Source organism: Janibacter zhaoxuefangae, assembly GCF_050271985.1.
GTDB lineage: Bacteria > Actinomycetota > Actinomycetes > Actinomycetales > Dermatophilaceae.
Window position 1 is genome coordinate 2,387,103 of the sequence record NZ_CP189849.1, and the last position, 18,674, is coordinate 2,405,776.

The 18,674-nt window shown below is 71.3% G+C and carries 16 protein-coding genes; 9 read left to right on the forward strand and 7 right to left on the reverse strand.

Translation table 11 applies throughout. From position 1 onward, the window contains the following. The first annotated feature begins 64 nt into the window (after nucleotides 1–64). The 5 genes from ACQBAS_RS11155 (at nucleotide 65) to ACQBAS_RS11175 (ending at nucleotide 6,030) form a co-directional block, all read left to right on the forward strand. Entirely contained in the window at nucleotides 65–775 is a 711-nt protein-coding gene (locus ACQBAS_RS11155) for a response regulator transcription factor (protein ID WP_427383882.1), read from the forward strand. After that, complete coding sequence (locus ACQBAS_RS11160) at nucleotides 775–2,253, forward strand: sensor histidine kinase (RefSeq protein ID WP_427385631.1); 1,479 nt, start codon at nucleotides 775–777, stop codon at nucleotides 2,251–2,253. Before ACQBAS_RS11155 ends, ACQBAS_RS11160 begins: the two co-directional genes overlap by 1 nt. Before the next feature lie 45 nt (nucleotides 2,254–2,298). Then, complete coding sequence (locus ACQBAS_RS11165) at nucleotides 2,299–3,654, forward strand: S1C family serine protease (protein ID WP_427383883.1); 1,356 nt, start codon at nucleotides 2,299–2,301, stop codon at nucleotides 3,652–3,654. A gap of 163 nt (nucleotides 3,655–3,817) precedes the next feature. Beyond that, nucleotides 3,818–5,725, forward strand: coding sequence for a DUF2339 domain-containing protein (locus tag ACQBAS_RS11170; protein WP_427383884.1), 1,908 nt, complete (start codon nucleotides 3,818–3,820; stop codon nucleotides 5,723–5,725). 14 nt (nucleotides 5,726–5,739) lie between these two features. Then, complete coding sequence (locus tag ACQBAS_RS11175; RefSeq protein ID WP_427383885.1) at nucleotides 5,740–6,030, forward strand: WXG100 family type VII secretion target; 291 nt, start codon at nucleotides 5,740–5,742, stop codon at nucleotides 6,028–6,030. A gap of 69 nt (nucleotides 6,031–6,099) precedes the next feature. On the opposite strand, the gene ACQBAS_RS11180 is transcribed toward ACQBAS_RS11175, so the two are convergent. Both ACQBAS_RS11180 and ACQBAS_RS11185 read right to left on the reverse strand, forming a co-directional pair. Continuing rightward, nucleotides 6,100–8,640, reverse strand: a complete 2,541-nt coding sequence (locus ACQBAS_RS11180) for an ABC transporter permease (RefSeq protein ID WP_427383886.1) — start codon at nucleotides 8,638–8,640, stop codon at nucleotides 6,100–6,102. A gap of 6 nt (nucleotides 8,641–8,646) precedes the next feature. Further along, nucleotides 8,647–9,438 (reverse strand): ABC transporter ATP-binding protein, encoded by a 792-nt coding sequence (locus ACQBAS_RS11185; protein ID WP_427383887.1) that lies wholly within the window; start codon nucleotides 9,436–9,438, stop codon nucleotides 8,647–8,649. A 124-nt stretch (nucleotides 9,439–9,562) separates the two neighbouring features. On the opposite strand from ACQBAS_RS11185, the gene ACQBAS_RS11190 reads away from it, so the two are divergent. Then, entirely contained in the window at nucleotides 9,563–10,375 is an 813-nt protein-coding gene (locus tag ACQBAS_RS11190) for a hypothetical protein (RefSeq protein ID WP_427383888.1), read from the forward strand. A 90-nt stretch (nucleotides 10,376–10,465) separates the two neighbouring features. Here the strand turns inward: ACQBAS_RS11190 and groL are convergent, their stop codons facing one another. The 5 genes from groL to ACQBAS_RS11215 form a co-directional block, all read right to left on the reverse strand. Further along, nucleotides 10,466–12,097, reverse strand: a complete 1,632-nt coding sequence (gene groL / locus ACQBAS_RS11195) for a chaperonin GroEL (protein WP_427383889.1) — start codon at nucleotides 12,095–12,097, stop codon at nucleotides 10,466–10,468. Nucleotides 12,098–12,250: 153 nt separating this feature from the next. Next, nucleotides 12,251–12,724 (reverse strand): hypothetical protein, encoded by a 474-nt coding sequence (locus ACQBAS_RS11200; RefSeq protein ID WP_427383890.1) that lies wholly within the window; start codon nucleotides 12,722–12,724, stop codon nucleotides 12,251–12,253. A gap of 28 nt (nucleotides 12,725–12,752) precedes the next feature. Further along, nucleotides 12,753–13,043, reverse strand: coding sequence for a DUF3263 domain-containing protein (locus ACQBAS_RS11205; RefSeq protein ID WP_427383891.1), 291 nt, complete (start codon nucleotides 13,041–13,043; stop codon nucleotides 12,753–12,755). Between the two features lie 147 nt (nucleotides 13,044–13,190). Beyond that, nucleotides 13,191–14,546, reverse strand: a complete 1,356-nt coding sequence (locus ACQBAS_RS11210) for a pyridoxal phosphate-dependent decarboxylase family protein (protein ID WP_427383892.1) — start codon at nucleotides 14,544–14,546, stop codon at nucleotides 13,191–13,193. Nucleotides 14,547–14,610: 64 nt separating this feature from the next. Continuing rightward, nucleotides 14,611–16,035: an ATP-binding cassette domain-containing protein gene (locus ACQBAS_RS11215; RefSeq protein WP_427383893.1), complete on the reverse strand. Its 1,425-nt coding sequence runs from the start codon at nucleotides 16,033–16,035 to the stop codon at nucleotides 14,611–14,613. A 233-nt stretch (nucleotides 16,036–16,268) separates the two neighbouring features. Between ACQBAS_RS11215 and ACQBAS_RS11220 the strand changes: the two genes are divergently transcribed. Genes ACQBAS_RS11220 through ACQBAS_RS11230 form a run of 3 tightly spaced genes read left to right on the forward strand, consistent with a single transcriptional unit; the run spans nucleotide 16,269 to nucleotide 18,595 of the window. Beyond that, nucleotides 16,269–17,072, forward strand: a complete 804-nt coding sequence (locus ACQBAS_RS11220; RefSeq protein WP_427383894.1) for a DeoR/GlpR family DNA-binding transcription regulator — start codon at nucleotides 16,269–16,271, stop codon at nucleotides 17,070–17,072. Nucleotides 17,073–17,099: 27 nt separating this feature from the next. Further along, nucleotides 17,100–17,780, forward strand: a complete 681-nt coding sequence (locus ACQBAS_RS11225; protein ID WP_427383895.1) for a uracil-DNA glycosylase — start codon at nucleotides 17,100–17,102, stop codon at nucleotides 17,778–17,780. Further along, nucleotides 17,777–18,595: an SGNH/GDSL hydrolase family protein gene (locus tag ACQBAS_RS11230; protein ID WP_427383896.1), complete on the forward strand. Its 819-nt coding sequence runs from the start codon at nucleotides 17,777–17,779 to the stop codon at nucleotides 18,593–18,595. The genes ACQBAS_RS11225 and ACQBAS_RS11230 overlap by 4 nt, the downstream gene beginning before the upstream one ends. The last annotated feature ends 79 nt before the right edge of the window (nucleotides 18,596–18,674 follow it).

Below are 18,674 nucleotides of genomic sequence, written 5' to 3' on the forward strand. Positions count from 1 at the left end.
GGTGTTCGGCGGCAACCCACCGGACGTCCAGCAAACCTCCAGCCTGCCGGAGGACACTGTGAGGGTGAGCACTGCCAAAGAGCCCGAGGCCGTCCTCCTCGTCGTCGAGGACGAGGCCAACATTCGCGAACTTCTCGCGACGTCACTGCGCTTCGCCGGCTTCGAGGTCCACGTTGCCGCTGACGGCGCGACAGCCCTCAACCTCGCCGAGTTGATCGAGCCCGACCTCGTCGTCCTCGACGTCATGCTCCCCGACATGGACGGCTTCGCCGTGACGAGCCACCTGCGCTCGCACGGGCGCACGAGCCCCATCGTCTTCCTCACGGCGCGCGACTCCGTCGACGACAAGGTCAAGGGCCTGACCGTCGGGGGCGACGACTACGTCACCAAACCCTTCTCCCTGGAGGAGGTCGTCGCCCGCATCCGGGCCGTGCTCCGCCGCACCGGCGGACCGGTCGACGACACGGCGACCCTGCGCTTCGAGGACATCGAGCTCGACGAGGAAGCCCACGAGGTGCGCCGCGGCGGCGAGGTCATCGACGTCTCCCCCACCGAGTTCAAACTCCTGCGCTACCTCATGCTCAACCCGAACCGGGTGCTGTCCAAGGCCCAGATCCTCGACCACGTCTGGGACTACGACTTCCGGGGTGAGGCCGGCATCGTCGAGTCCTACATCTCCTACCTGCGCCGCAAGATCGACACCGACGGGCGGGCGCCGCTCATCCACACCAAGCGCGGCGTCGGCTACGTGCTGCGACGCACGCCCGGGGCGTGATGGGAGCCGACACGACGCCGGCTCCCCTGCAGTCGGTGGTGCGGCGGCTCGAGCAGATGCCGCTGCGCACGCGACTCGTGGCCATCCTGCTCGTGCTGCTCCTCACCGCCCTGACGCTGACCAGCCTCGCCTCCGTCGCCCTGCTCGACCGCGACCTGCGCAACCGCGTCGACGCCGAGCTCCGCTCGGCCGCCGAACCCGTCGGCGAGCAGGCCTATCAGGACGCGAACGCGGGCTCGATCCGGCGCTTTCCCAGCCAGTACGCGGTGATCTTCCTGCGCCCCGGCGGCGCAGGAACGGTCGCCTCGTGGCCGGACTCGGCCCCGGTCGAGGCCCGTCCGCAACTGCCGGACCTCTCCGTCACCGACGTGGCCCGACTCAAGGGACGCCCCTTCACGCTGGAATCCGCCGATGACGAACACGCGTGGCGCGTCGTCGCGGGGACGATCGACGGCGGCGAGGGCGGGATCTTCCTCGTCGGCCTGCCCCTGGACAACACCGAGGACACGGTCCGGCGCCTCATGGCGCTGACCTGGCTCATCGGCCTCGGGGTGCTCGTGGCGTGCGCGGTCCTCGGCTGGTGGGCCGTGCGACGTGCGTTCCGCCCCCTGCGCAAGATCGAGGACACGGCTGCGGCCATCGCCGGCGGCGACCTCACGCGCCGCATCCCCACCCGCGCGAGCGACGACGAGGTCGCGAGCCTGTCGGACTCGCTCAACGCGATGCTCCAGCAGATCGAACGGTCCTTCGCCGTCCGGGAGGCGTCGGAGGAACGCATGCGCCAGTTCGTGGCCGATGCCTCGCACGAGCTGCGCACCCCGCTGGCGACCGTCCGCGGCTACGCCGAACTGCACCGACAGGGCGCCATCACCGGCGACGATCAGGTGGCGGCCGCCATGGGACGGATCGAGGGTGAGGCCCGGCGCATGGGCGGCCTCGTGGAGGACCTGCTCCTGCTGGCCCGGATGGACGACCAACGTCCCCTCGAGCGACAGCCCCTCGACCTCGTGGTGCTCGGCGCCGACGCCGTCGCCGATGCCCGGGTCCGCGACCCGGAGCGCGAGATCTCCCTGCGTCCCCTCGTCGGCGAACTGGGCCCCACGCCCGTCATCGGCGACGAGGCCAGCCTGCGTCAGGTGCTGGGCAACCTCATGACCAACGCGATCCGCCACACCCCCGCCCGCACGCCCATCGAGGTCGCCGTCGGCACCCGTGGCGAGTGGGGCCTGGTCGAGGTGCGTGACCACGGCACGGGGATCGACCCGGCCGTGCGCGAGCGCGTCTTCGAGCGTTTCTTCCGCAGCGATCCCGCCCGCTCGCGCAGCAACGGCGGCACGGGTCTCGGCCTGGCCATCGTCGCCGCCATCACCGGCCGCCACGGTGGTCGCGTCGACCTCACCGACACCCCCGGCGGCGGGTCGACCTTCGTCATCGCGCTGCCTTCAGGAAGTTCACAGGTCGAGCACAGCGCTCCCTGACGTTGAGGGCCTTGACTGGACACATCACCTCGAAGGAGCCCCGCCATGGATGAGTTCACCCGTCACCCCGACAGCGCCGACCAGCCGACGCCTCGCTACATCATCGGTCCCGCGGCCGACGCCACGACCCCCCTGCCGGCGGCCGATCCCGCCCCCCAGCCGCACCAGGTCTGGCAGTCGGCTCCGGCCGGGGGCGCCGCGACGGAGTTCGGCACTGCCGGTTCCGACACGATGACCATGGCGCCGGCGACGACCCGACGCACCGGTGGTGGCCGTCGCCTCGCCGAGCTCGCCACCGTGGCCGTGCTCGCCGCCGGTCTCGCCAGCGGTGGCACCTGGGCCGCGACCCGAGCCACCGACGACGCCCCCAGCGCGACCGCCTCGAGCAGTTCCTCCACCGCGGCCGCACAGGTGGCCCCCGTGTCGCAGGCGCTCAAGGAGTCTCCGGACTGGACCGCGACGGCCGCCGCCGCCTCGCCGAGCGTCGTGTCGATCACCGTCGAGAGCCAGTCGGGCGGCGCTCAGGGCTCCGGGGTCATCATCGACGACGCAGGTCACGTCCTGACGAACAACCACGTCGTGTCCGGCGCGGCCACCGTCACCGTCACCCTCTCCGACGGCCGCGGCTACGAGGCGAAGGTGGCCGGCACCGACGCCTCCACCGACCTCGCCGTCCTCACGCTCGTCGATCCCCCCTCGGACCTCACCCCGATCACCCTCGGCGACTCCGACCAGTTGACCGTCGGTGACCCCGTCATGGCCGTCGGTAACCCGCTCGGCCTCAGCGGCACCGTGACGACGGGCATCGTCAGCGCGCTCAACCGACCGGTGACGACCCAGGAGGAGAGCCAGAGCAACGACCCCTTCGCCCAGCAGACCCAGGGCGAGACCGTCGTGACGAACGCGATCCAGACCAGCGCGGCGATCAACCCCGGCAACAGCGGTGGCGCCCTCGTGGATGCCTCCGGCCGCCTCGTCGGGATCAACTCCTCCATCGCCTCCCTGGGCGGCAGCTCCACGAGCGGCAACATCGGCATCGGCTTCGCCATCCCCGTCAACGAGGCCAAGCTCATCGCCGACCAGCTCATCGCCGACGGCACGGCCGACCACTCCTACCTCGGTGTCGGACTCCAGGACGGCGAGGCCGAGGACGGCAACGCCACCCGCGCCGGTGCCCAGATCGCCAGCGTCGAGGACGACACCCCGGCCGCCGAGGCGGGTCTCGAGCAGGGCGACGTCGTCATCGCCGTGAATGACGAGCGCGTCGACAGCGCCGAGTCCCTCACCGCGCACATCCGCGAGCGCGCGGTCGGCTCGACCGTCACGCTGACGGTCCTGCGCAACGGCGAGCGCACGGACCTGACCGCCAAGCTGGCCGCACGACCCACCAGCTCGAACTGAGCTGACAGACCACCCGTTCCGCGCTCCCCCTCCTTCAGGCGCGGTCCGGGATCCCAGGCGCGGGCGCCGGCGACCTCCTCCCCTTCGGTCGCCGCGCCCGCGCTTCATGGTGTTGAGTACAACGGCTCAGGCACCGCCGCCGGAATGCGCCCATCCTGAACCCATGGACACCACACTGGCTGACGTCCGACGCCTCGAGGACGAGTTCGCCGAGGCCATGACGCACATGTATTCGGTTGGCAACGGGCTCGCCCGTCTGCGCTCCCAGCTCGAGCGAGAGATCGCCCCGGCCACCCTCCGCGAGCCGCTGCCGACCGACCGGGTGATCCCGGTGACGTCGTCCCCGACCATCGACCCCGCCACACACCGGCCGACCGCGCCGCCGCTCGGGCACCTCCAGCCCTCACCCGCGCCGATCCGCCCCCACCAGCCGTGGTGGCAGAGCGAGGGCCTCGTCTCGAAGGTGCTCGCGGTGGCCGGCAGCGCGGTCACCCTCATCGGCGTCGCCTTCCTCGTGACCCTGGCCATCCAGGCCGGCATCTTCGGACCGGCAGCCCGAGTGGCGTCCGGTGCGGTGCTCGCGGCGGCGCTCCTCGGCGCGGGCGTCGTCGTCCACCGTCGGCAGTCGTCGGCCAACGGCGCTCTGGGCCTGGCCGCCACCGGCTTCGCGGCGGCCTACCTCGACATCATCGCCGTGACGACCGTCTACGAATGGGTGCCGCCCGCCTTCGGGCTCGCCCTCGCCGGCGCGGTCGCGGCTGTCGGGCTCGTGCTGGCCCGCGCCTGGGACAGCCAGCTGCTCGGTGTCATCGCCGTGCTCGGCGTCGCGGCCCTCGGCCCGGTCGTCGGCCAGGGGATGACCCTCCTCACCGGCGCCTTCCTGCTCGTGCTGACGATCACCACCTACCCGGCCCAACTCGGCCGGCGCTGGTTCGCGCTCGAGTCCGCCCGGACCCTGCCGACGAGCCTCTACGCGCTCCTCGTCGGCGCGTTTGCCGCCCCGCTGACGGCCGACCTCGATCGGGCCACCGTCCTCGCCGTGGTCCTCTCCGCCTTCGTCCTCACGACGACCGTCGCCGGTCAGCGGCACCAGCCGCTGGCGCCGCCCGTCGCGGTGCTCGCCCTCCCCGCGAGCCTGCCCGCGCTGATCGTCGCCACCCATCACGAGTTCGGCACCGCGACGACCCTCCTCGCGCTCCTCGGGTTCGCCCACCTGGCGGGGGCCTGGTTCGCACGGTCCACGTCGTCGGCCCGGCCCGGCGTCCCCGCCGCGTCGCTGGGCGCCCGCGAGGTGCTCCTCGCCATCGGCACCCTCGCGCTCCTGCTGGCGGCCACCCGGGGCGAGCGCGCCGACCTCACCGGCATCGTCCTGCTGGCGATGGCCGCCGGCTACCTGGGCGTCGCCGCCACGACACGCTCGCGGATCGTGGCCATCGCCGGTGCGGTCCTCGTCGCCGCCGGTGCCGCGACCGTGCTCGACCAGACCCTGCCGGGCGTCCTGCGTCGCTACGAGGCGGCCGAACTCGGTGGCTATGACGTCATCGGGCTCGCCCTGCTCGTCGTCGTCGCGGTCCTCCTCGGCCGGGCGCTCGAGCCGCACCTGAGCGATCCGGACGTGCGTCGCATGGCCGGGACGGCCACGTGGATCGCGGCGTTCTTCGCCGCGAGCGCTCTCGTGGTCGCCACGTCCGTGCGGCTGTCGCAGTGGTGGGACGACCCCATGGGCGGCTTCGTCGCCGGGCACGCCCTCGCCACCCTCGCGTGGATGGGCGTCGCCGTGTGGCTGCTGGCGACCGGGTTGCAGCGCAGCGCCGACGCCACCCTGGCCCTGCGTCTGGGGCTCGTGCTGGCCACGCTCAGCGTCGCCAAGCTGCTCCTCTTCGACCTGTCGACGCTCGGCGGCCTCTTCCGGGTCCTCTCCTTCATCGGCGCGGGCATCCTGCTGCTCACCATGGGCGCGCTCTACGCCCGGGCCCTCGAGCGCTCCCGCCGCGGGGCTGTGGACAACTCGACGGGCTCGCTCCCGGAAATCCCTAGCGTGAGGCACACGGGTCCAACCGGGACCCCGTGACTCAAGGGGGACACATGTCCAGTCAGTTCCAGGTCGACACGGCGCGGATCGGCGAGGCGTCCGGTGACATCCACCGGATCTCCGCCGAGATCGAGTCCGACGTGAGCGCCATGCTCGCTCGGCTCGAGGCCCTGCAGGGTGAGTGGAAGGGCAGCGCCTCGACCCGATTCCAGTCGGTCGTCGCCGAGTGGCGCGCCACCCAACGGCAGGTCAAGGAGTCGCTCGACGCCATCGGGCGGGTCCTCGGCCAGGCCGGGACCCAGTACGAGGAGACCGAGGCGGCAGCCGAGCGGATGTTCCTCTGAGCGGGGTGGCACCACAGGACGACGGTGGCCGGGCGCGTCGCGCGCCCGGCCACCGTCGTCCTCCCCCGGTCACTCCGTGGCGATGGCCCGCAGCACATTGAGCCTGCTGGCGCGCCACGCCGGCCAGAGCGCGGCCAGCACCCCGACGACGCCGGCGATGAGCACGAAGCCGGCGAGGTACGCCCACGGGATCGCGAGTTCGGTGATGCCGTCGTCGACAAGTGCCCGCTGGAGTGCCACGCCGAAGCCGACGCCGAGGACGACTCCGAGGGTCGCACCGAGCAGCGCGATGACGACCGCCTCGAGGCGGATCATCCGTCGCAGCTGGCGGCGCGAGAGCCCGACCGCGCGCAGCAGACCGATCTCCCGGGTCCGCTCCATCACCGACAGCGCCAGCGTGTTGACGATGCCGAGGACGGCGATGACGATCGCCAGGCCCAGCAGGGCATAGATGATGAAGAGCATCTGGTCGATGGGGGCACGCTGCTCGGCCGCGTACTCGCCCTGGTCCTTGAGGGTCAGCATCGGCTGATCGGTGAGGACCTGCGTGATGTCCCGCTTGAGGTCGGCGCCGCTCGCGCCCGGGTCGGCGACGACGAAGGCGAAGTTGTCGGCCGCCTTCGCACCTGCCCGCTCCAAGCCGGGGTTCGTCATCAGGTAGGGCAGCCCGCCGAGCGCCGGGGCCTCCTCGAAGAAGCCCGCGATGGTGACGCGGCTCGTCTTGCCGGCGACCGTGACCTCGACGGCGTCACCCAGGCTGCGCCCGGCGCGGTCCTCGCTGAGCACGAGGATCTCGGAGTCCCCCAGGTCAGCCAGTCGGCCCTCGTCCATGGGGATGGGTTGGACGCGGTCGATCGTCGCGGGATCGATGCCGCCGATGCTGCGGCGCTCCCCGCGGACCGTGGCTGAGACGTACCGGACGGGCGAGACGGCATCGACTCCCGGCACGCCCGCCACGTCCTGCGTGACGGCCGGCGAGAAGGGCTGGCCGATGGCGTTGGAGACGACATAGTCGGCCGCGAAGCTCTCGCTGATCTGCTTGTCGATGCTCGCCTTGGTCGACTGGCCGAAGACGGACATCATCGAGACGAGGGTCAACCCGATCATGAGGGCCGAGGCCGTGGCCGCCGTGCGGCGCGGGTTCCGCACGGCGTTCTGCTCGGCCATCCTGCCGACCGTCCCGAAGAGCCGCCGATAGAGCCAGCCGATGACGGCGATCACCGGGCGGCCGATGACCGGGCTGATCAGGGCGGCACCGAGGACGACGCCGAAGATGCCACCGCCGATCCACCAGATCTGGCGGCTGACGTCGAGGAAGAGCCCGGCGCCCAGGGCGCCCGCACCCACGATGATGACGACGACGCCGATGAGGACGCGTCCGCGCAGGGATCCCTCGACCCCGATCGGCTCGTCGCGCATGGCCGCGACCGGCGCGATCTTCCCGGCCCGGCGCGCCGGCAGGTAGGCGGCCAGAAGGGTGACGATCATGCCGACCGCATAGGCCGCGAGGACGGTGCGCGGCGCGAAGACGAGCCCGCCGTCGCCGAGGTCGAGGCCGAACCGGGCGAAGAGGGCCTTGATCGCCTGCGCGAGCCCGACACCGAGCGCGAGGCCCGCCGTGGAGCCGACGAGGCCGACGACGAAGGCCTCGGCGAGCACCGACCGCGTCACCTGGGAGCGCTTGGCCCCGATCGCGCGGAAGAGGGCCAACTCCCGGCTGCGCTGGGCCACGAGGATCGAGAAGGTGTTGATGATGAGGAACGACCCGACGAAGAGGGCGATGCCGGCGAAGACGAGGAGGAAGGTCGTGATGAAACCGAGCGCCTGGTTGATGTCCGAGGCCTGTTCGTCGGCGACGACGTCACCGGTCTCGGCCTCGAGCCCGCGCGGGAGGACGTCGGCCACGGCCGCACGGACGGACTCCTGCGTGCGCCCGTCCTCGCCCGTGATGGCGAGCTCGTTGAACTCGTCCTTGCCCTCGAGGAAGTACTTCTGCGCCGTGGTCTGGTCGAAGAAGGTGAGCGAGGCGCCAGCGAGACCGTTCTCGCCGAAGCGGATGGTGCCGACGAGCTCGGCCTTGATGAGCGGCTCCGCGCCCGAGCTGGCGAGTGAGATCTCGTCGCCGACGCGGTGGCCGGCCCGCTCGGCCGTGCCCTCGTCGATGACGACCTCGCCCTCCCGCTGGGGGGCGCGGCCCTCGACGAGGCTGATGATGGGCTCCCCCGCCGCCGACTCCCCTTCGCTGTAGTTGAAGGCCAGGCCCGGGGCCCCCTGCCCACCGACGACCTTGCCGTCCGCGCCGATGACGAAGGTCCCGAAATTGACGATCGAGCCCTCGGCGGACGCGACGCCGTCGACGGCGGCGACCTCGTCGAGGACGGCCGCATCGATCATGCGATTGGACTGCGTGAAGTCGTCGCCGATGCCACCCTCGGGGCGAACGACGACGTCGCTGACCGTCCCCGTCATGATCGAGTCGAAGGTGCGGCTCAGGGTGTCGGTGAAGATGAGCGAGCCGGCCACGAACCCGACGCCGAGGACAATGGCGAAGGCGGACATGAGCAGGCGGAGCTTGCGGGCCAGCAGGTTCTTGAAGGTCGCGCGCAACATGCCCGGTCACGCCCCCTTGCGAGACTCGAGCGCCTTCATCCGCTCGAGGATGGTCTCCGGCGTCGGCTGGCGGAGCTCGTCGACGATGTGACCGTCCGCGAGGAAGAGCACGCGGTCCGCGTGACTCGCGGCGCCCGCGTCGTGCGTGACCATGACGATGGTCTGATCGAAGTCGTCCACACTGCGTCGCAGGAAACCCAGGACCTCGGCACCCGAGGTGGAGTCGAGGTTGCCGGTGGGCTCGTCCGCGAAGATGATCGCCGGCCGGCTGACGAGCGCACGGGCGCAGGCCACGCGCTGCTGCTGCCCACCGGACAGTTCACTCGGCCGGTGCCCCAGGCGGTCCCGGAGACCGACGGTGTCGATGACGAGGTCGTACCAGTCGCGGTCGGGCTTGCGGCCCGCGATCGAGAGCGGCAGGAGGATGTTCTCGTCGGCCGTCAGGGTGGGGATGAGATTGAAGGCCTGGAAGACGAAGCCGACGCGGTCGCGGCGAAGTTCCGTCAGGGCCCGGTCCCCCAACCGGGTGATGTCCACATCGCCGATGTGGACGGTGCCGGACGTGGCGCTGTCCAGCCCGGCGAGGCAGTGCATGAGGGTCGACTTGCCGGAGCCGGACGGGCCCATGATGGCGGTGAACTCGCCCGCGGCGAGGTCGACCGAGACGCGGTCGAGAGCGGAGACCGCGGTGTCGCCGCGGCCGTAGGTCTTGGAGAGGTCGGTGGCGCTGGCCGCCACGCCGATCGTGTCCGACGTGGTGCCGACGGGTGCCGTGGTGGCGCGAGGTGACGAGGTCATGGTGACCACGCTAACCCCGGGCGGCCGTGCGGCATCTGGGGTTCGCCCCTGAGCGCACCCTGACGCCACCCCGGCTCCCGAAACCCACTGGCGACGGCTCGCCGGGTGTGGTGAGGTCGGGGTCGTGGATGCCACTCATGTCGACCCTGAGACGGCCGCGGGCCTGCTCGCCGCCTTCACCGAGCAGATCCGGTTGGCCGACCGGGACGTCGCCCCGGGACACGTCGTCGAGCACGTCGACGGCGTCCTGCGGACGTATCCGGCGGACCCGCGCGAACCGGGCGCGATGATCGAGTCCCCGCTCGGACTCGGGGATCACCCGGACGCGACGATCGCCCGTCACCGGGACTTCTTCGTCGAGCGCGGGCAGAGCGTGGAGTGGAAGACCTACACCCACGACCAACCGGCCGACCTCGGCCAACGACTCAGCGCCGCCGGGTTCGCCCGCGGCGAGGACGAGGCGCTGATGCTCGGCGAGCTCGAGCGACTCGTCGGACAGGTGGACGTGCCGCAGGGCATCACGGTGCGCGTGCTCGAGGTCGACGAGCCGCTCGAGCGGATCACCGCACTGACGGACGTCGTCTGGGGCGCCGACACGCGGTGGGTCGCGGAGCGGCTCGCCGACGAACGCCGCCGCAAGCCCGAGGAGATCGAGATCGTGGTCGCGCAGGAGGGCGACGACGGCCGGTTCCTCTGCGCTGGGTGGGTGCGATTCAGTCCCGGGACGGACTTCGCCGGGATGTGGGGCGGTCACACGCACCCGGACCACCGTCGCCACGGGCTGTATCGGGCGACGCTCGCGCGCCGCGCGACGTTGGCACTCGAGCGGGGACATCGCTACGCGCGGGTCGACGCCAGCCCGGCCTCCGAGCCGATCCTCACGGCCCTCGGCCTCCTGCGGGTGGGGACGACGATCCCCTTCGTGCTGGAGCCCTGAGGCACCGCACGAGGGGGCACCCCCGCCGGACACGGCGAAGGCCGCCCCGTTCGGGGCGGCCTTCGTCGTGCTGCAGGTGGTGCGGTGGGCTCAGAAGCCCATGCCGCCCATGCCACCCATGTCGTCCCCACCGGCGGCCGGAGCGTTCTTCTCCGGCTTGTCGGCGATGACGGCCTCGGTGGTGAGGAAGAGCGCCGCGATGGAGGCGGCGTTCTGGAGCGCGGAGCGCGTGACCTTGGCCGGGTCGATGATGCCGGCCGCGATGAGGTCGACGTACTCACCGGTCGCCGCGTTGAGGCCGTGACCGGCCGGCAGCGTGGAGACCTTCTCCGCGACGACGCCACCCTCGAGGCCGGCGTTGATCGCGATCTGCTTCAGCGGGGCCTCGGACGCGACGCGCACGATGTTGGCACCGGTCGCCTCGTCACCCTCGAGCGAGAGGGTCTCGAAGGCGGCCTTCGTCGCCTGCAGGAGCGCGACGCCACCACCGGCGACGATGCCCTCCTCAACGGCGGCCTTGGCGTTGCGGACCGCGTCCTCGATGCGGTGCTTGCGCTCCTTGAGCTCGACCTCGGTGGCCGCGCCCGCCTTGATGACGGCGACGCCACCGGCGAGCTTGGCGAGACGCTCCTGGAGCTTCTCGCGGTCGTAGTCGGAGTCGCTGTTCTCGATCTCGGCGCGGATCTGGTTGACCCGACCGGTGATCTGGTCCTGGTCGCCGGCACCCTCGACGATCGTCGTCTCGTCCTTGGTGACGACGACCTTGCGGGCGCGACCCAGCAGGTCGAGCTCGGCGGTCTCGAGGGAGAGGCCGACCTCCTCGGAGATGACCTGGCCACCGGTGAGGATGGCGATGTCGGCGAGCATGGCCTTGCGGCGGTCACCGAAGCCCGGAGCCTTGACGGCGACGGAGCGGAAGGTGCCCTTGAGCTTGTTCACCACGAGGGTGGAGAGGGCCTCGCCCTCGACGTCCTCGGCGATGATGAGCAGCGGCTTGCCGGCCTGCATGACCTTCTCGAGGAGGGGCAGCAGGTCCTTGATGGAGCCGATCTTGGAGTTGGCGACGAGGACGTAGGGGTCCTCGAGCACGGTCTCCATGCGCTCGGTGTCGGTGACGAAGTATCCCGAGATGTAGCCCTTGTCGAAGCGCATGCCCTCGGTGAGCTCGAGCTCGAGACCGAAGGTGTTGGACTCCTCGACGGTGATGACGCCTTCCTTGCCGACCTTGTCCATGGCCTCGGCGATCATCTCGCCGATCTGGGGGTCAGCGGCGGAGATGGACGCGGTGGCAGCGATCTGCTCCTTCGTCTCGATCTCCTTGGCCATCGCGAGCAGCTGCTCCGAGACGGCCGAGGTGGCCTTCTCGATGCCGCGCTTGAGCGCCATCGGGTTGGCACCGGCCGCGACGTTGCGCAGACCCTCGCGCACGAGCGCCTGGGCGAGGACCGTGGCGGTCGTCGTGCCGTCACCGGCGACGTCGTCGGTCTTCTTCGCGACCTCCTTGACGAGCTCGGCGCCGATCTTCTCGTAGGGGTCGTCGAGCTCGATCTCCTTGGCGATGGACACACCGTCGTTGGTGATCGTGGGAGCGCCCCACTTCTTCTCCAGGACGACGTTGCGGCCCTTGGGACCGAGGGTGACCTTGACGGCGTCGGCGAGGGTGTTCATTCCCCGCTCGAGGCCGCGACGGGCCTCCTCGTCGAAAGCAATGAGCTTTGCCATTCGGGTGGTTCCTCCACGCGAATCGAAGGTGGCGACCGGCTGGCGCCCGCGACGGACGGATCGGGAGCGGGCGGCTCACGTCACCGCACGTCCCCCGAGCCTCACCGGGCCGGTCGATAATCTGTCACTCTCATGGTGAGAGTGCTAAGCCCATTATTGGCACTCTCCATGCGGGAGTGCAAACGCCCGCATGGCGCCGTCGGCCTCGGAGCCGACCGGGTGGTCGAGGTCGCCGACGAAGACGGCGACGAGCGAGCGGGCCGGGTTGTCCTCCGCCTCCCCCAGCAGTTGGCGGAAGGCGGCCAGGTTGGGGTGGTGGACCTCGGTGCAGGCCTCGGCGGGCGAGAGTGCCTCGACGACGGAGGCCAGCTGCTCCGTCGTGAGGTCGAGCGTCGCGGTGGAGCCGTCATGCCCCAGCGCCTTGGCGACGAGGACCCCGGAGAGGGTCGTCCCGTCGGTCGGACCGTTGACGTGGGGGAACTCGACGTCCGGGGTGCTCGACGCGGACGTGATGCCGACGCCCCACATCACGGGAGGCCGCCACCCGTCGATCGAGGCGGCCACGGCCTCGCGGATCTCGGCGAGGCCGGCCGGGGTGGTCCAGTCGGGGTCGATGAGCTCGGTCATGGCATCCAATCTGCCACGCGGGACCGGTTCAGGCGTCGATGCCGAGGCGGCGGGCGGAGCGGGCCCGCTGGCGGCTGGCACGCAGGCGGCGCAGGCGCTTGATCAGCATGGGGTCCTCGGCGAGGGCGGCTTCGCTGTCGATGAGGGCGTTCAGGACCTGGTAGTACCGGGTCGAGCTCATGTCGAAGAGCTCGCGGATGGCCTGCTCCTTGGAGCCGGCGTACTTCCACCATTGGCGCTCGAAGCCGAGGATCTGGCGGTCGCGGTCGCTCAGGTCGACGACGGAGGTCGTGGACTGGTGCTTCTCGACTGCGCTCACGTTCGGCCCTTCACGCTCGTGGTCTGGCTTGCCACCGCAGTCTAACCAGCGAATGACAGCCGTGTCATTCCCATCGGCGTGGCGACTGGACAACAGGCTCGACGCCCGTCACTGCCGCCACAGCAGTCACACGGGCCACGTGGCAGGTCAGGCCATCGTGTCGAGGATCGCGACGATGTCGTCCTCGTTCGTGAGCGGGTTGACGATGGCGAAGCGGGTCAGCGTCTCCCCCGCGTGCGACGTCGGCACGACGAAGGCGAACTCCTCGTCGAGCAGCCGGTCCGACCACGCCTGGTAGTCGGCTGCCGACCAGCCCAGCCGGCGGAAGACGACGACGGACAGGGTGGGTTCCCGGACGACCTCGACGTAGGCACGCCGCCCGATCTCGGCAGCGGCGAAGCGGGTCACCTCGAGCGTGCGCTCGATGGCCTCGGTGTACGCCTTCGTACCGTGCGTGGCGAGCGAGAACCAGAAAGGCAGGCCACGTGCGCGCCGGGTGAGCCCGACGGAGTAGTCCGTGGGATTCCACTCCGGGGCGTCGGTGAGGACGTCGAGGTAGCTCGCCTTCTGGGTGTGCGCCGCGCGTGCCAGGGCAGGGTCGCGATAGAGCAGGGCACAACTGTCGAAGGGGGCGAAGAGCCACTTGTGCGGGTCGACGATGAACGAGTCGCAGTGCTCGATCCCGGCGTAGCTCGACCGCACCGACGGCGCGGCGAGACCGGCGCCGCCATAGGCGCCGTCGACGTGGAACCAGATGCCGAACTCGCGGCAGACCTCGGCGACCGAGGCGAGGTCGTCGACGATGCCGAAGTTGGTCGTGCCGCTCGTGGCGACGACGGCGAAGAACGTCTCCGGGCCGTGCTCGAGGAGCACCTCGCGCAGCCGCTCCCCCGTCAACTGCCACGTCTGATCGTCGACGGGCACCCCGACGAACTCGGCGTCCATGACCTCGCAGGCCGACATGATCGAGCTGTGCGCGCCGTCCGTGGCGGCGACGCGGAAGGGGCGCTGGCCGGCGGCCGCCTTCGCTCGGGCAGTGTGGCGAGCCGCCACGAGGGCGGAGAGGTTGCCGATGGTGCCGCCGGGCACGAAGACACCCCCGGCGCGCTCGGGCAGGCCGACGAGATCGGCGATCCAGCGCAAGGCCTGGTTCTCCGCGTAGACCGCGCCCGACCCCTCCATCCACGACCCGGCGTAGATCGACGAGGCGCCGACGACGAGGTCGAACATGGCCGCGGCCTCACTCGGGGCGCACGGGATGAAGGAGAGATAGCGCGGGTGGTCCGTCGAGAGGCAGGCTGGCGCGAGGGTCTCCGCGAAAAGGTCGAGCGCGGCGATGCCGCCCAGTCCGCCCTCGGTGATCGTCTGCCCTGCGGCGGCCTCGAGCTGGGCCGGAGTCATCGGCCGATCGAGCGGCACCGGGTCGAGCTTGAGGCGCTCCTCCGAGTAAGTGAGGATCGCCTGTCCGAGTTCTTCGATGCTTGCGTCGCTGGTCCCGTGCACCCGGCGAGTCTAGGCCCCGGCCGACGGGCACGACTGCGCCGGCGGCCGGGGGCGCCCCAGGGGGTCAGTCGACCCGCAGCCCCGTCGTCGGATCGAAGACGTGCACCGCGCCGGCGACGATCGTCACGTCGACGACCTCACCGCGCTCGACGTCCTGCGGGCGCTGGTCGCGCACCGTGAGGATGTGCGCACCCTCGCGGCCGCTCTCGGCCTCGATCGTCCGGACGTCGCCGGCCGTGCAGTAGAGGTAGCGGTCGGAGCCGAGCTCCTCGACGACCTCCGTCGTCAGGCGAAGGTCGCCCGGCCCGTCCGTGACGACGAGGCCCTCGGGCCGGATGCCGATGACGACGTCCCCGCCGAGCGTCTCGCGCTGGGACTCGGTCAGCGGGATGGCGTGACCGGCGAGGATCGCCGCGCCGTCCACGACCTTCGCCCTGATGAGGTTCATCCCGGGCGAGCCGATGAAGCCGGCAACGAAGATGTTCGCCGGGCGCCGGAAGAGCTCGATGGGCGAGGCAACCTGCTGGAGGACGCCGTCCTTGAGGACCGCGACGCGGTCACCCATCGTCATGGCCTCGACCTGGTCGTGCGTGACGTAGACGGTGGTGACCCCGAGGCGACGCTGGAGCGACGCGATCTGGGTGCGCGTCTGCACGCGCAGCTTCGCGTCGAGGTTGGACAGCGGCTCGTCCATGAGGAAGACCTGCGGCTGGCGCACGATCGCGCGCCCCATGGCGACGCGCTGACGCTGACCACCGGAGAGCTTGGCCGGCTTGCGGTCGAGGTACTGCGTCAGGTCGAGGATCTGGGCGGCCTCCGCGACGCGCTTGGTGATCTCGGCCTTGTCCTCGCCGGCGATCTTCAGGTGGAAGCCGATGTTCTCGGCGACCGTCATGTGCGGGTAGAGCGCGAGGAAGGTGATCTGCTCGACGTCGAGCAGGTCGCCGAGGAGCTCCTCGACGGGCGTCTCGATGACCTCGCGGGCGTCCTTCGCCGCGGCACGCACGGCGTCGGCGCCGCCGACGCTCGAGCGGAGCAGGGCGAGCGCGGTGGTCGCGAAGCGGGTCTGGACGACGGACTGCTCGTCGACCTCGCTGAGGAAGATCGTGTCGTCGGCGAGCTCGGGGATGCGGGTGCCCTGGGTGGCGACGATCGCGACGGTGGGGATGGCACCGGCCAGCTCCTCGAGGAGCGCGATGACCTCGGTCGTCGTCCCGGAGCGGGAGATGACGACGAGCTTGTCGTAGTCGGCGGCGGCGCCCGGCGGCACCTCGCTCGCGGCTGCGGCGTGGGTCGTGCCGTATCCCGCATCGGCGCGCAGCCGGGCGTAGGACTGGGCCATGTAGAAGGAGGTGCCACACCCGACGGCGAGGACGCGCTGACCGCGGGCCGGCAGGACGGCCTCGAACTCGGCGACGCGGTCCGCGACGTCGAGCCAGTTGTCGGGCTGGGTGCGGATCTCCCGCGCGAGATGGGTTTCCTGGCTCACGTCACACTTCCTCGTGGTTGCGCTGGGGGCTGCCCGTACGCCGACTCCGGCACGTCGACTCGCCCTGATTGTTTTTGCTTGATTGACGGCTCAACCCGTCGTGAATGATCATAGGGCTTGCGCACTTTTCTGTCGACAGACACTAGGGTGGCGTTTCGAACTGAACCCCGCGAGACAACGACGTGTGCGCACGACGGCACCTGCCGCACACGCCCCAGCACCAGGAGGCACCGATGGCTCAACCGGACGAGGCGACGGATCGCTCCGCCCGCTGGTCGCAGCTGCTCGACCTCGTCTCGGAGCACGGGCGCCTCAGCGTCGCCGAGGCCTCCGAGTCACTCGGCGTCTCCGCGGCCACGGTCCGGCGCGACTTCTCGTCGCTGGCCCAGCAGCAGCTGGTCACTCGCACCCATGGCGGCGTCGTCGCCACCTCCGTCGCCTATGACCTCCCGGCGCGCTACCGCCGCGGGGCCGACAGCAGGCGTGAGCGGATCGCCGCGGCCGTCGGCGCCATGCCGACGCCCGGCCAGGTCGTCGGCCTCAACGGTGGCCGCACGAGCAGCGGCATCGCCCGGATCATCGGCGCCCGCACCGACCTCGACCGGACCACGGAGGGCCCCGGCCTGACCGTCGTCACCAACGCCCTGAACATCGCGACCGAACTCGTCCTGCGCCCTCACATCCGGACCGTCAGCGTCGGCGGCGTCGCGCGCGCCCAGTCCTACGAGCTCATCGGCGACCTCGCCCTGGCCACGATCGATCGCCTCTGGCTCGACGTCGCCGTCATCGGGGTCAACGGGATCGACGTGGGCGCCGGGATGACCTGCTTCCACGACGGCGAAGCCGCGGTGAGCAACCGATTCGTCGAGCGCTCCGACCGGGTCATCATCGCCGCCGACTCGTCCAAGTTGGGCGTGCGCACCTTCGCCCGGATCTGCGACATCGGTCAGGCCAACCTGCTCGTGACCGACGACGACGCCTCGGACAAGGACATCTCGGCGCTCGAGGCGGAGGGCCTGGAGGTCCTGGCGGTCTGACGCGGCGCAGCGCGTAGGTTTGGTCCCGTGTCCGACGCGCGACCCCTCGACGAGCTGGTCCACCCGAGCTGGGTGCCGGCCCTCACCCCCGTCCGGGAGACCCTCACGGCGCTCGGCGCCTTCCTGCGCCGCGAGCTCGAGGCCGGGCACGGCTACCTCCCCGCCGGCGACCACGTGCTGCGCGCCTTCCGCCTGCCCCTCGAGGACGTGCGTGTCCTCATCGTCGGGCAGGACCCCTACCCGACACCCGGGCACCCGGTCGGACTGTCCTTCTCCGTCGCCCCCGACGTGCGGCCCATCCCCCGCAGCCTCGTCAACATCCACCGCGAGCTCCAGGACGACCTCGGCGTCCCGGCGCCGACGACGGGCGACCTGACGCCGTGGACCGAGCAGGGCGTCCTGTTGCTCAACCGCGTCCTCACCGTCCGACCCGGCGCGCCCGCGTCGCACCGCGGGAAGGGGTGGGAGCAGGTGACCGCCGCAGCGATCGACGCCCTCGCCACCCGCGGCGGACCGCTCGTGGCGATCCTCTGGGGCCGCGATGCCCGCTCGCTCGCACCCGCCCTCGGCTCGGTCCCGCGGGTCGAGAGCGCTCACCCCTCCCCCCTGTCCGCCCACGCGGGATTCCTCGGATCCCGCCCCTTCAGCCGCGCCAACACCCTGCTCGTCGAGCAGGGAGGCGCGCCCGTCGACTGGAGCCTTCCATGACCACCACCCCCCGCGTCTGGACCCGTTACGTCGCCCTCGGTGACTCCTTTAGCGAAGGCTTGTCCGAGGTCGACCCCGACCGCGACGACCACTTCCTCGGCTGGGCCGACCGGCTCGCGGTGCACCTCGCCCGACACGCCGCCAACCACGGCCAGGAGCTCACCTACGCCAACCACGCCGTCCGCGGCCGCAAGCTCGACGACGTCGTCGGACCCCAGCTCGAGAAGGCCCTGGCCCAGACCCCCGACCTCGTCTCCCTCGTCGGCGGCGGCAACGACATCCTGCGGCCCCGGGTCGACCTCGACGACATCGCCAGCCGACTCGAGGAAGCCGTGATCGCGCTGCGCGCCACCGGCGCCGACGTCCTGCTCGCGACCCCCGTCGACACCGCCGAGGCCGGTCTCATGAGCCCCCTTCGCGGTCGGCATGCGGTGCACACCGCCAACCTCTGGACGATCGCCGGCCGCCACGGTGCCCACGTCATCAACCTGTGGTCCCTGCATGCCCTGCGCGACTGGCGGATGTGGTCCGCGGATCGGATCCACCTCACCGCCGAGGGGCACCGCCGTGTCGCCCTGGCCGCCCTCGACGCGCTCGGCTTCGAGACCGACCGCGACGACTGGGAGACGCGCCTGCCGCCCGCTCCCATGGGCACCCGCATCGAGCGGGCCAAGGCGCACGCCGAGTGGGTCAACGCCCATGCCACCCCGTGGGTCGGACGGCGCCTGCGCGGGCGTTCCAGCGGCGACGGCCGGGAGGCCAAGCGGCCGCAGCTCGAGGTCGTCACGCCCGACTGGTCCGCCCGCTTCGACTGACCGGCTGGACGACCGCCATCCGACACGGCGAAGGGGGCCGGTCCACTCGGACCGGCCCCCTTCGCCGTCTGACCACTCA

What these genes read in the sequence shown, in the direction of transcription:
- ACQBAS_RS11160 (WP_427385631.1), top strand. Translation starts at nt 775, where the DNA reads ATGGGAGCCGACACGACGCCGGCTCCCCTGCAGTCGGTGGTGCGGCGG.
- ACQBAS_RS11165 (WP_427383883.1), top strand. Translation starts at nt 2,299, where the DNA reads ATGGATGAGTTCACCCGTCACCCCGACAGCGCCGACCAGCCGACGCCT.
- ACQBAS_RS11170 (WP_427383884.1), top strand. Translation starts at nt 3,818, where the DNA reads ATGGACACCACACTGGCTGACGTCCGACGCCTCGAGGACGAGTTCGCC.
- ACQBAS_RS11175 (WP_427383885.1), top strand. Translation starts at nt 5,740, where the DNA reads ATGTCCAGTCAGTTCCAGGTCGACACGGCGCGGATCGGCGAGGCGTCC.
- ACQBAS_RS11180 (WP_427383886.1), bottom strand. Translation starts at nt 8,640, where the DNA reads ATGTTGCGCGCGACCTTCAAGAACCTGCTGGCCCGCAAGCTCCGCCTG.
- ACQBAS_RS11185 (WP_427383887.1), bottom strand. Translation starts at nt 9,438, where the DNA reads ATGACCTCGTCACCTCGCGCCACCACGGCACCCGTCGGCACCACGTCG.
- groL (WP_427383889.1), bottom strand. Translation starts at nt 12,097, where the DNA reads ATGGCAAAGCTCATTGCTTTCGACGAGGAGGCCCGTCGCGGCCTCGAG.
- ACQBAS_RS11200 (WP_427383890.1), bottom strand. Translation starts at nt 12,724, where the DNA reads ATGACCGAGCTCATCGACCCCGACTGGACCACCCCGGCCGGCCTCGCC.
- ACQBAS_RS11220 (WP_427383894.1), top strand. Translation starts at nt 16,269, where the DNA reads ATGGCTCAACCGGACGAGGCGACGGATCGCTCCGCCCGCTGGTCGCAG.
- ACQBAS_RS11230 (WP_427383896.1), top strand. Translation starts at nt 17,777, where the DNA reads ATGACCACCACCCCCCGCGTCTGGACCCGTTACGTCGCCCTCGGTGAC.